Source organism: Lentzea alba, from assembly GCF_011067745.1.
Taxonomy (GTDB): domain Bacteria; phylum Actinomycetota; class Actinomycetes; order Mycobacteriales; family Pseudonocardiaceae; genus Lentzea; species Lentzea alba.
In genome coordinates, this window is the sequence record NZ_JAAMPJ010000009.1 from 61,025 (window position 1) to 72,040 (window position 11,016).

Below are 11,016 nucleotides of genomic sequence, written 5' to 3' on the forward strand. Positions count from 1 at the left end.
CTTGACCTGTGCCTTCGCCGAAGGGACTCGGCTGCTTTCGAAAATAACCGAGCTGCGCCGTGAATGCTGCCACCGAATGGTGTGGCTGCGGATGACGCCAAACGGGTGTGGGGTCAGGAAGTGGTGGTCTTGAGGTTGCGGGCGAGTCGTTCCGGCCTCGGCCAGCGGACTTTGGTGGCCCATCCGAGCTTCTCGAAGACCCAGATCAGTCGCGCGGAGATGTCGATCTGGCCCCGGCGAACACCGTGGCGGGCGCAGGTGGGGTCGGCGTGGTGGGAGTTGTGCCAGGACTCGCCCATGGACAGGATCGCCAGGGGCCAGAAGTTCGCGGATTTGTCGCGCGCCTCGAACGGCCGGTCGCCGATCATGTGGCAGATCGAGTTGACCGACCAGGTGATGTGGTGCAGAACCGCGACGCGGACGAGACCGGCCCAGAAGAACGCGGTCAACGCTCCCCACCAGCTCCAGGTGGCCAGCCCGCCGATCAGCGCGGGTGCGAGCAGTGTCACGGCGGTCAGCGCGGGGAACCAGCGGTTGACGCGCTGGATGTCCGGGTCGGCGAGCAGGTCGGGTGCGAAGCGGGCGGCATTGGTCAGTTCCCGGCGGAACATCCAGCCCATGTGGGCGTGCCAGAACCCTCTGGCCAGCGCGGTGGCCGAGGTGCCGAAGAGCCACGGTGAGTGCGGGTCGCCTTCGCGGTCGGCGTAGGCGTGATGGCGGCGGTGGTCGGCGACCCAGCCGATGATCGGGCCCTGCATGGCCATGCTGCCGGTCACCGCGAGCCCGATCCGCAGCGCGCGGTTGGCTTTGAAAGCACCGTGCGTGAAGTAGCGGTGGAATCCGATCGTCACGCCGAGACACGTGAGGGTGTAGAAGAAAACGGCGAGACCGACGTCGACCCAGCCCAGACCCCAGCCCCATGCCAGCGGAACCGCTGCCGCCAGTGCCAGCGCTGGTATGACGGCGAACAACTTGACCAGGAACATCTCGGCCGGGGACTTCTCTCCGGCCAGCATGGGCTGCGGCGCGGCGTCGGCTCGACGGACGTTTGATTCGACTTGCGTACTCACGCTCGTACCTCCGGGAACGGCATACGTTCTCCGTCGCCGGGGGCCGGGGCGATCGGTGTGGGGTTTGGCGGGTGCCGGATGTCAGGCGACCCGCGTCAGGTCGTCACACGGCTTGGATACCCGTGGTGTGGCGGTGGCAAAACCGGTGCGCTGAGGCCGGTGCCCCTCGGTCGGGGGATTGTCGAGGGGCACCGGGTCGGTGTCTCCGTCAGCGTGTGTCAGCTGGTAGGAGAACGATGTGAGGTCAGATGGCGCGGACGGGCCCATCGGCCGGCCGGAGCAGACAACCGGACGCCTTCGGTTCCCCGTTGCAGCAGCAGCCGCCGCATGGCCGCGAGGTCGGGCACCCGGTCCACGTCGGGGCTGAACGTCCATCTCGACGTGCTCATTTCGGTACTCCGCACCCCGGTTGCGTGAGCTGGCCGGGTGTTGTTCGAGCAAATGGTCCGATATGGATCATCAGGCCATTTCAGGAAGGATCGAGGAGACCGTTGGAAAAGCAGCACTTTTGTCTCCATGCTACACGCACCACTGACACAAGTGGCCGAGCCCTGTGTGATCAGAAAATCCGGCCTACGTCATCCTGAGAGTCAGCTGTGAGTATCCGAACTGCAGGTTTGGCTCACTGAAGGAGTTTCCGCACTTCGGTCAGGCGCGCGGGTGTGTGATCCAGAATTTGGCAACATTTCGGTCGATCATGACTGAATCGGTGTAGAGTCAAGTTTCCGAGAACAGCGCGCATATGGGCAACCGAGTTCATGCCGTGCTCGGCGAAACTAGACCGGCTGTTTTCCGGCCGGGGACGGGAGTCCTGACATGACGTCAGCACCCCACCTTTCCGACGCTTCACCTGCCGCTGCGATCCCCGAGCAGTCTCAGCTCTCGCAACGACTGCGGCTGCGGCCGAAGGTGCCCACGACGGGACACGTCGACGGGGCCTGGTGGCCGCGTTCCCGGGACCTCGCCGCCGAGCTGCCCGCGTTGCTCGCAGCGCTGGGAGCTCGCCTGGGCGACATCCTGCGAGTGAGCTACAACCTCACCGAGTGGGACTCCGCGCCCCGCCGCATCATCGGCGACGGCCGCCAGATCCGGCTCGACGGGTTCCTCTCCAGGCCCGCACACACCGTGGACGTGCTCGCAGCGGACAAGCACCGTCTCACACTGCTCGTCGTGCCGTCGAACACCGACCCGGCCGCCGCGCACCAGACCATGACGATCACCGCGAATCGCGGCAACACCCAGACCGTCGAAGACCTGCTCGCCGCAGGCGTCAGCGTGACCGCGTCGACACAACGCACGGCCGATCTGACCCGGATCGCTCTCGCGGGCTGGGAAGCAGACGGCGGCCGAATCCCGGAGCACGTCCGCTGATCGCCGGCTGGTCGCGTTCCAACAGCCCGGGCAACCCGGGAGGACTTCGCGCCGGCGGTCACCGGCCCCACGTTCCAGCCGACCCGGAAGGTCCTTTGTGCTTCGCACGTACGGTTTTCTGAGCACGTATCCACCCACGCAATGCGGACTCGCCACGTTCACCGCCGCGTTGCTGCATCATCTGACCGCGGTGACGCCGGGCAGCAAGGGCGAGGTGGTCCGTGTTCTCGCGGAGCCGGATCACGAACCCGCCGCCGTAGCGGGAACATCAGTGGTGCACCAGATGCCCCCCGGCGCGGTCGAGGCCGCGGCCGAGGCGCTCAACCGCTGCGACGTGGTGGTGGTGCAGCACGAGTACGGGATCTACGCCGGCCGTGATGGTGAGGACGTGCTCGGCGTGCTCGCCCGGCTGCGCGTCCCGGTGATCATCGTGCTGCACACGGTGCTCACCACGCCGACTCCTGGCCAGCGGCAGGTGCTCGAGGAGGTCGTCGGCTACGCAGACGCCGTGGTGACCATGTCCGAGGCCGCACGGCAGCGGCTCGTTGACGGCTACACCGTCGAACGGCCCGATGAGGTCGTCGTGATTCCACACGGCGCGCTCCCCGTCGACCCACCCGCCCGCGATCCGTCCACAGACCGGCCGATGATCCTCACCTGGGGCCTGCTGGGCCGTGGCAAGGGCATCGAGTGGGGAATCTCCGCCCTGGGTGCGCTGCGCGACCTGAAGCCGCGCTACCTGGTGGCCGGCCAGACCCATCCCAAGGTGCTGGCGCACGAAGGCGAGACCTACCGCAGGAACCTGCGCAACCGCGCCGCCGCGTTCGGCGTCGTGGACCTGCTCGAGTTCGATTCGACCTACCTCGAAGTGGACGCACTGGCGGAACTGGTCGGCCTGGCAGACGTCGTCCTCCTGCCCTACGACTCGTCAGAGCAGGTCACGTCCGGCGTGCTCGTCGAAGCCCTGGCCGCTCGCAAACCGGTGGTCGCGACCGAGTTCCCGCACGCCGTCGAGCTGCTGGCGGACGGGGCCGGGCTGCTGGTGCCACACCGCGACCCTGCCGCCATCACCGCGGCGTTGCGGAGGGTGCTGACCGAACCGGGACTCGCGGCCAGGATGAGCGACCGTTCGGCGAGTCTCGCCCCGGCACTGAGCTGGTCGGCGGTCGCGAGCCGGTATCGAGAGCTCGCTGAGCACCTGCTCGCCGCCCGCGTCGCCGTGACCGCGTGACCGGCCCGAGTTTCACCCACCTGGCCCGGCTCAGCGACGACACGGGCCTGTACGAGCACGCCCGCGGGCCGTTGCCCCGCCGAGAGCACGGCTACTGCCTGGACGACGTCGCCCGAGGTCTGGTCGTCCTGAGCCGCGAGCCGGAGCTGTCCGTCGATCTGGTCGTCCTGCTGGAGCGCTATCTCGCCTTCACCGCTCACGCTCAGGCCGATGACGGGCGGTTCCACAACCGGCTCGGACCCGACCGCAGCTGGCGGGACGAACCGGGACTGGGTGACTGGTGGGGACGCGCGTTGTGGGGACTGGGCACCACGGCTGCCCGCTGCCCGGTGCCTTGGATGCGCACGGCTGCTCTCGACTGCTTCGAGGCAAGCGCCCACCACCGGCCTCCGTCGGTGCGGTCGATGGCCTTCGCCGCGCTCGGCGCCGCCGAGGTGCTCAGCGCCGATCCCGGGCACCCCCTCGCGGCCAAGCTGCTCGGTGACATCGCCTCGTACGTCGGCGAACCCGGCGACGTACCGGACTGGCCGTGGCCGGAGAACCGGCTCTTCTACGCCAACGCCGTGCTGCCCGAGGCGTTGATCGCGGCAGGTCATCTCCTCGCGGACCGCAAGATCCGCGACGACGGGCTGCGACTGCTGGACTGGTTGCTGACCGTCGAGTCATGTGATGTCCGGCTTTCGCCGGCCCCTGCCGGTGGCTGGCACATCGGCGAGCCTCGCCCGGCGTTCGACCAGCAACCCATCGAGGTCGCGGCGCTCGCCGACGCCTGCGCCCGCGCCCACCAGGTCACCGGCGACCCGGTGTGGCTCACCGGTGTCGGCCGTGCGGTCGCGTGGTTCGACGGTGACAACGACCTGGGCGTGCCCATGCACGACAGCGAGACCGGGGGCGGTTACGACGGACTCACGCACGGAGGCCCCAACCGCAACCAGGGCGCCGAGTCGACCCTGGCGCTGATCTCCACTCTGCAACACCGCCACACTCTGCTGGGGAGCACCGGATGAACGCCCGTGTCACTCGCGCCTCGCTGCGGCTGCGGCCGGATCCGCGCCGGGTCATCACCAAACTGTTCGTGCCTGGAGAGGAACGGCCCGAGCACGAGTCGCGATCGGCGGCCGTGATCCGGCGAGTGATGGTGCTGGACGAGGTAACCGTGTGCGCCACGCTCGACCGCACCATCGGCCTGTTCGCGGGACGCCACAGGGATGTCAGCGTGACTTTCGCCGATCACTTCGCGAGCGTCAGCCACCGCTTCCCCGAGGGCGTCGAGCTGTCCGAGTCCCGCCGGCTGCTCATTGGCGCGTACTTCACGCATGAGTACGCCATCGAAGGCGCCGCACTGTGCAACCCGTCCATGGTCGCGCACCCGGATCAGAGCGGGTTGGCACCGGGGCATCTGCGGTTCGTGCTGAGTGTCCGAGGCATCGGTGAAGGTCACCTGTCGTCGATCGGTTTCCGGACCGGGGTGGTCGGTCCCGATGGTGTGCTCACAGTCGACACGCCCCCGAACGTCATCACCACTGGACTCCATCGGGAGGCGGTGTACGAGAAGAGCCTCTTCCTGGGCAAACTCGCCGAGCTCGGCCACGACGACGAGGTCTCCGCCGTGCTGAACCGGTGGCTGCCCGCGCGGTTCACCGACGCCGACCTGAACCTGGTGCTGGCCGATCTGCACCCGAGTCTGGTCGCCCGTCAGGAGGCACACCGGACCGTGGAGCTGATCCGGTGGATCGCCGCGTGCAACTACACCTCGGAATTCCCCGACGACACCGTCATCAGCGGCCGGGTGCTCTGGCCGACCGGCCCGTCCGAACGCCAGGGCATGGAAGACGCCAGGTTCGTGCGCTTCACCGACGATGACGGCGACCAGACCTACTACGCCACCTACACCGCGTACGACGGTGTGGATGTCGCACCACAGTTGTTGGAGACCAAGGACTTCCGCACCTTCCACGTCACACAGACGACCGGGTCGGCCGCACGCAACAAGGGCATGGCACTGTTCCCCAGGAAGATCGGAGGCCGGTACGCGGCGTTGTCGCGCGGCGACGGGGAGAGCACGGCCGTGGTGACCTCCGACGACATCAGGACCTGGAACGAGCCACGACCGGTGGAGGCGCCGGCCAGGGACTGGGACCTCGTCCAGGTCGGCAACTGCGGCTCCCCGATCGAGACTCCCGAGGGCTGGCTCGTGCTGACCCACGGAGTCGGTCCGATGCGGGTCTACTCGATGGGCGCGATCCTGCTCGACCTGGACCATCCGGAACGGGTGCTGGCCACCCTGCCCGAACCGCTGCTACTGCCCATAGCCGCAGAACGCGACGGCTACGTGCCCAACGTCGTCTATTCCTGCGGTGCCCTGCTGCACGACGACACGCTGGTGATCCCCTACGGCGCGAGCGACTCGACCATCGGCCTGGCCACCACGTCCCTGCGCAGCCTGCTGGCTGCCCTGACCGGGGAAAGCAAGCCCCAGCACGCGGTTCCACACGCTGGCGGTCTGTTGTAGCAGCGGCCCAAGCTGTTGCAGGGCAGGCCGAACCGGTGAGTTGACGCAGCTACCACTCGCCGCGGGTCTGGCCGTCGAGCTGCTCCTTGGTGAAACCACTGCGCCATCAGGAAATGGCCGCAGCAGATGATCGTGTACTGACCTGTGCCGAACTACAAGCCGACGCCGCTCAAGCTGCGGCAGGGGTTCGAGGATGTCAACGCGTGGCGAAGGACAACGCTCAGCAGCAACACCGAAATCGCTGCAATTGCCTCCACCGTGGACACAGGTGCGTACTTGGCCTCGGGGCTGGGCCAGCTGCGGTTGGAGTCCCGTAGGGCGCGTGCACCAGGGCTCGACGTGCTCGCTCTCGCATGCTCAACGCAAGCCGGAAGCAACCAGGCCGGCGGCCAGCAAGGCCACGCTCACCAGTGCGCTGAACAGTTGGACTGGCACCAGTCGTCGGCGGGCCCATCGGGCGAACGCAAGGTTCACCGCGACATGTGCGGAGGCGGTGACCAGCACCCACCACGGTCCCATGGTCAGGAGCAGTGTGGCGCCGAGGTGGAACGTGGTTGCCGCGATGCCGCGGACGCCACTGTGTGCCGGATGTGTGCTGATGAACCCACCCTCTGACCTCAGTTGGTCCGCCGCTTCACGTCCTATGGGCCAGCTGAACTGCGCCAGGTGTGTAGCTACGACGAACACGAGTTCCGCGAGCGCCCAGCCGAAGCCCGCCCAGAGCGCGGAGGCGTGTCCGCTGACGACGATCAGCACAAGTGCGAGCCGTACAACTTCGTCCGTAACCGCTAACGCTGCTGCGAGGATGGTGCGGCTGCGCCCGGGATCTCGGAGCCTGCCCGCGGAGGCGAGCGCCGGCAGCCGCGCCGCCAGTGCGACCAGCCACCCGAGAACACCCAGTAGCGCCGCACCTGCTTCTGCGACACCGAGCAACATCGCCAGTGTCGCCGCGAGCAGTACGAGAACGACCGACATCACGGCGGCGCCCGCTCGGATCCTCCCGCTGACCTGAGCCGAACTCGTCACGGGTTGTTCTTCGCCTGCTGATCGATTGATAGCCCGACGTTACTCCTCACCCGCATGCCCGGCACCGCTTCCTGCACCATCGCAAGTCCGCACGTCCTGGCGTCACTGGTGCGATCATCGGCGAAGCGTCTTCCGTTCGTCGGCCGCGACCGAATGGGCGTTTTCGGCATCTGCGCCGGAGGCGGCCACGCCCTCAGCGTGGCGCAGACGGAACGCCGTTTCAAGGCAGTGGCCACGGTCAGTGCGGCCCCGATGGGCGAGAGCTCCAGGGCGTTCATGAGGCATGTGGTCCGCGGCCGAGAACACCGCGGCGATGGAGATGGCTGCCAAGCAGCGCACCGCGGAGGCAAGAGGAGCTGCGGGAGGGATACGCCTACTACCGACTCCCCCGGGGCGCGCACTCCAATTCGAAGGGCCGGTTCCTGCTCACCAGCATGGACAGGATGTGTGCCCGAGTACGTTGATCAAGCGATCATGCAGCTGATGATGCACTTCGTCGTCCTTCAGCGTCGGCGGAGTGCATCACCGGGTCGCCTGGGCGCCGCCCTGGCCTGCGCTCGCGCGGTCCTCGCCGAACACCTCATCGGTCTGTCCGGTTCCTCATTCGCAAGCCGCCGGCACCAGGCAGAGCAAGTTGCTTCGGTCTGGCACCACGGAGACGTTCCAGTTCGCCGCCGCGATCCGACAGGACTCGCCCCGTGGGATCACGAGCATGGTGACGTTGAGCCGGGACGCGTCGGAGTCCTCACTCACTGCCTGGGGTGTACGGGGTGGTGCCCACGTGCACCGCGGCTGCGCGCGGACAGTTCGCGGTGATGTGGTTAGGGTGGCCCTGACTGCTCGGAGGTTGCCGTGGACGTTGATGTGCTGCGACCGGGTGATGTGCTCGCGGCGGCCGAGAGCGCACCGCCGGTGGAGTCGGTCGAGGTCGTCGCCCGGGACCTGGCGAAGCGGTTCGAGGCCGTCGACGTGTCGTTCTTGTTGATCGACGTCGGTGACGAGCGGCTGGTGCGGCTGGCCTCGACCACGCGGCACCTCGGCGGGGGCAGCGCGGAGAGCGTTGATCTGCGGGGCAGCGTGTATGAGGAGGTGCTGCGCACCCAGCAACCGTGGCAGGAGCAGGACGGCGACGGGATGCGGGTGGTGCTGCCGGTGACCAACCGCGGCGACTGCGTCGGTGTGCTGGAGGTGACCGTGCCCTCGCTGGACGAGGACGTACTGGCGCAGCTGGGCGAGGCGGCGCACGCACTGGCCTATGTCATCGTCACCGACCGCCGCTTCACCGACTTCTACCACTCCGGCAGGCGCACCACGACGATGAGCCTGGCGGCGGAGATCCAGCACCAGCTGCTGCCCACGGCGTCCTGCTGCGAGGCTGCCCAGTTCACCGTCGCCGGTGCCCTGGTGCCGGCTCACGACATCGGCGGCGACACCTACGACTACGCCCTGGACCGCGACGCCCTGCACCTGTCGATCACCGATGCCGTCGGTCATGACGTCGCCTCGGCGTTGACCGCGACCCTGTTGGTCGGTGCGCTGCGCAGGGCCCGCAGGGCCCGCCACGACCTGGCGGAGCAGGCACAGCAGGCCAACCACGCGCTGCTGGACCACCGCCTGGGATCACTGGCGACCGGACTGCTGGTGCGGGTGGACCTGCGCGACGGAGCGGTCGACCTGGTCAATGCCGGTCACCCCGCCCCACTTCTGCTGCGCGACGGCGTGGTGGAGGCGCTCGACCTGAAGATCGACTTGCTCTTCGGCGTCAAACCGCATCCCTACCGGGTGCAAGCGCTGAGCTTGCGCCCCGGAGACCGGCTGATGCTGCTCACCGACGGCATGTTCGAACGTGACGCCGAAGCCGTCGACCTGCCCGCGCTGCTCCGCAGCACCGAAGCACTGCACCCCAGGGAGGTGGTCCGGGCGGCGACCAGGGCTGTGAGGCGGGCTTACCGTGATCACCTCCAGGACGACGCCACCGTGCTCTGCCTGGACTGGCACGGAATCGGTCGCACCGCACGCCACGCCGACAACGGTGCCGACACGGACTCCGCCTCGCCCTCGCGCCCGACCTGTCCATCTGCTCAACCGGACGAACATCCTGTCCAGGATCATCAGGAAAGTCGCTGACGACCGGACGGAGATGTGCAAGCCGGTAGCTTCGGCTGCTCGCGCATGCGGAGCTCCTCAGGCACCGATCCCACGCACACCCGACGAGCCGTACCCGCCCGTTGCGAGGCGTGTGCGCGCCAAGACCGTCGCCCAGCGCTCGGCTGGGTTGGGTTGGCGCAGCCGGAGACAACGCCGCCATGAAAGCCTCTTCGCGTTGCTGCAGAACAATGTTCTCGACCGCCGCACCTGGCCCATCCGCGACGAACTCCGGACGAAGATCGTCACCTGGATCGAACGCACCTACCACCCGCCGCAGACGCCGAACTGTTCTGGCCGGTTGACCCCGTCGAATACGAAGCGATCATGACCGCGCCAGCCAGTCAGGCTGCGTGATCACAACTGTCACCTGCTCGAGCCGCGAGTTTGCTCGACAACGTGGTCAACTCACTTCTGCCGGCAGCTCGCGCATCGTGCGCATGGGCGAGAAGTAGATCCAGAGGAACGAAAATGTGGCGCCAGTGGCCGCGATCCACAGCACGTATCGGGTGCCGAGAGCCGCCGCGAACGCGCCTCCGAGCACGTTTCCCAGCGGCATGATTCCCGACCTGAGCACCCAGCCCGAGGCTGCGACTCTCCCCAGCAGTCTTGTGGGCGTCACGGCTTGCCTGAAACTCAGAACCGAAACGTTGTAGACGATGTGGCTCAGCGCCGAAACGAAGAGTGCGGCGGCCAGCAGCACCAGCCAACCGCCTGGTTGCGCGAGCGGCATCGACATCGCCATGAGTCCGGTCAGACCGGAGCTGATCCAGATCGCCCGGCCCTGACCGAGCTTGGCAACCAGCCTGGTCGTCAGCATGCCACCCACGATTCCGCCGATGCCGGTGGCAGCGAAAACGAGGCCCATCGAGGACGCCGGCACTGCGAGGTCCTTCGCCAGCAGCACGATCAGCATGGGCGCGCTGATGCTGCTGAAGAGGTTCATGCTGGCCGAGCACGCCACCGTGGCTCGCATCACCCGGTCACCGACGATGAACTGGAGCCCTTCTGCGATCTCACGGAACAGATGGCGGTCCTTGTCGGGCGCTACGGCCTGCTCCGCAGTCCTCATAAGACGGACGCAGAGTGCGGACCAGAGGTAACCCACGACTGCGGCAATCATCGCGAACGGCGCTGTGAACACGTGGACGACATAGCCCGTGAAGCCGGGCGCGGTCGTCTGTGCAACGCCCTGCACTGTCTGCAACGCGGCGTTGCCCTCGACCAGCCGATCGCGATTGATCAATTGCGGCAGATAGCTCTGGTAGGCGATGTCGAAGACCACGCCTGCAGCGCCAATGCCCAGCGCCACACCGTAAAGCTGAGCCATCGACAGCTTGTCGAGCCACCAAGCCGCTGGGATGGTGAGCAGCAACGCGGCCCGCAGGACGTCACAGACGATCATCAGCATCCGGCGCCGCACCCGATCGACCCAAGCCCCTGCGAACAAGCCGATCACCAGGAGCGGCAGCGTTCCGCACGCCGCCAACAGCCCCACCTCGAACGCCGTCGCGTTCAGGGCGCTGAGCGCGACGAGCGGCAAGCCCAGCAGAACAACCTGAGACCCGATCTGGCTGATCGTGTCCGCGCTGAACAGCAAGCGGAAGTCGCGATGGGTGAACAGAACGTGACGCTCACGAACGCTGGACACGGCCTGTTCC

General features: G+C 67.4%; 10 protein-coding genes and 1 pseudogene. 6 read left to right on the plus strand and 5 right to left on the minus strand.

Annotated features, from left to right (window positions below; all coding sequences use genetic code 11):
• Nucleotides 1–113: 113 nt before the first annotated feature.
• Nucleotides 114–1,016: an acyl-CoA desaturase gene (locus tag G7043_RS29775; RefSeq protein WP_166051799.1), complete on the minus strand. Its 903-nt coding sequence runs from the start codon at nucleotides 1,014–1,016 to the stop codon at nucleotides 114–116.
• 272 nt (nucleotides 1,017–1,288) lie between these two features.
• Nucleotides 1,289–1,459: a hypothetical protein gene (locus tag G7043_RS29780; protein WP_166051219.1), complete on the minus strand. Its 171-nt coding sequence runs from the start codon at nucleotides 1,457–1,459 to the stop codon at nucleotides 1,289–1,291.
• 427 nt (nucleotides 1,460–1,886) lie between these two features.
• Here G7043_RS29780 and G7043_RS29785 point away from each other — a divergent pair, with 427 nt between their 5' ends.
• The 4 genes from G7043_RS29785 (at nucleotide 1,887) to G7043_RS29800 (ending at nucleotide 6,184) form a co-directional block, all read left to right on the plus strand.
• A complete protein-coding gene (locus tag G7043_RS29785; RefSeq protein ID WP_166051221.1) occupies nucleotides 1,887–2,441 on the plus strand; it encodes a DUF5994 family protein in 555 nt (184 codons plus the stop codon).
• A 97-nt stretch (nucleotides 2,442–2,538) separates the two neighbouring features.
• Complete coding sequence (locus tag G7043_RS29790) at nucleotides 2,539–3,672, plus strand: glycosyltransferase (RefSeq protein WP_166051223.1); 1,134 nt, start codon at nucleotides 2,539–2,541, stop codon at nucleotides 3,670–3,672.
• The gene (locus G7043_RS29795) at nucleotides 3,669–4,679 is read left to right on the plus strand and encodes a glycosyltransferase (RefSeq protein ID WP_166051225.1); all 1,011 of its coding nucleotides are present in this window, start codon (nucleotides 3,669–3,671) and stop codon (nucleotides 4,677–4,679) included. Before G7043_RS29790 ends, G7043_RS29795 begins: the two co-directional genes overlap by 4 nt.
• Entirely contained in the window at nucleotides 4,676–6,184 is a 1,509-nt protein-coding gene (locus G7043_RS29800; protein WP_166051227.1) for a glycoside hydrolase family 130 protein, read from the plus strand. The genes G7043_RS29795 and G7043_RS29800 overlap by 4 nt, the downstream gene beginning before the upstream one ends.
• Nucleotides 6,185–6,541: 357 nt before the next feature.
• Here G7043_RS29800 and G7043_RS29805 read toward each other — a convergent pair whose 3' ends face one another.
• Both G7043_RS29805 and G7043_RS29810 read right to left on the minus strand, forming a co-directional pair.
• Nucleotides 6,542–7,210, minus strand: coding sequence for a hypothetical protein (locus G7043_RS29805; protein ID WP_166051229.1), 669 nt, complete (start codon nucleotides 7,208–7,210; stop codon nucleotides 6,542–6,544).
• Nucleotides 7,207–7,488: a hypothetical protein gene (locus tag G7043_RS29810; RefSeq protein ID WP_166051231.1), complete on the minus strand. Its 282-nt coding sequence runs from the start codon at nucleotides 7,486–7,488 to the stop codon at nucleotides 7,207–7,209. The genes G7043_RS29805 and G7043_RS29810 overlap by 4 nt, the downstream gene beginning before the upstream one ends.
• Before the next feature lie 574 nt (nucleotides 7,489–8,062).
• Between G7043_RS29810 and G7043_RS29815 the strand changes: the two genes are divergently transcribed.
• Both G7043_RS29815 and G7043_RS29820 read left to right on the plus strand, forming a co-directional pair.
• Nucleotides 8,063–9,337, plus strand: a complete 1,275-nt coding sequence (locus G7043_RS29815; protein WP_313888148.1) for a PP2C family protein-serine/threonine phosphatase — start codon at nucleotides 8,063–8,065, stop codon at nucleotides 9,335–9,337.
• Nucleotides 9,338–9,480: 143 nt separating this feature from the next.
• A pseudogene (locus G7043_RS29820) lies at nucleotides 9,481–9,712 on the plus strand (IS3 family transposase); the annotation flags it as partial.
• Nucleotides 9,713–9,758: 46 nt separating this feature from the next.
• On the opposite strand, the gene G7043_RS29825 reads toward G7043_RS29820, so the two are convergent.
• Nucleotides 9,759–11,006 (minus strand): MFS transporter, encoded by a 1,248-nt coding sequence (locus G7043_RS29825; protein ID WP_166051233.1) that lies wholly within the window; start codon nucleotides 11,004–11,006, stop codon nucleotides 9,759–9,761.
• Between the last annotated feature and the right edge of the window lie 10 nt (nucleotides 11,007–11,016).

Bases quoted from the DNA above. Each gene is read 5' to 3' on its own strand.
- G7043_RS29775 (WP_166051799.1), bottom strand. From the start codon at position 1,016: ATGCTGGCCGGAGAGAAGTCCCCGGCCGAGATGTTCCTGGTCAAGTTG.
- G7043_RS29785 (WP_166051221.1), top strand. From the start codon at position 1,887: ATGACGTCAGCACCCCACCTTTCCGACGCTTCACCTGCCGCTGCGATC.
- G7043_RS29800 (WP_166051227.1), top strand. From the start codon at position 4,676: ATGAACGCCCGTGTCACTCGCGCCTCGCTGCGGCTGCGGCCGGATCCG.
- G7043_RS29780 (WP_166051219.1), bottom strand. From the start codon at position 1,459: ATGAGCACGTCGAGATGGACGTTCAGCCCCGACGTGGACCGGGTGCCC.
- G7043_RS29810 (WP_166051231.1), bottom strand. From the start codon at position 7,488: ATGAACGCCCTGGAGCTCTCGCCCATCGGGGCCGCACTGACCGTGGCC.